Raw genomic sequence first — 227 nt, forward strand, 5'->3', positions numbered from 1 at the left:
GGAAGAGGGGCTAAACATCACGGTCAAGACCTGTCTGCACACCATAGAAGAAAAAACGCAAGGCGCTCTGGATGAGGCCGGTTTCAGCGTGAAGATCGCCTTCCCTGTGTTAAATCGTCGCGCGTTTGATTTCAGCTTCAAGGAAGGTGAGGCAAACGCTATCCATCAAGGGGAAAAGACCGTCACTCGCCGGAGGCGTCAAGATGGCTTTTGGGGCTCGGTATGCG

The 227-nt window shown here is 53.7% G+C and carries 1 protein-coding gene; it reads left to right on the forward strand.

The window, feature by feature from the left end:
- Window positions 1–227, forward strand: a 227-nt coding sequence (locus WG891_RS26870) for a hypothetical protein (RefSeq protein WP_337265253.1), incomplete at both ends; no start/stop codon positions are given.

It is taken from the genome of Serratia sp. MMO-28 (genome assembly GCF_037199905.1).
GTDB classification, from domain to species: Bacteria; Pseudomonadota; Gammaproteobacteria; order Enterobacterales; family Enterobacteriaceae; genus Chania; species Chania oryzae.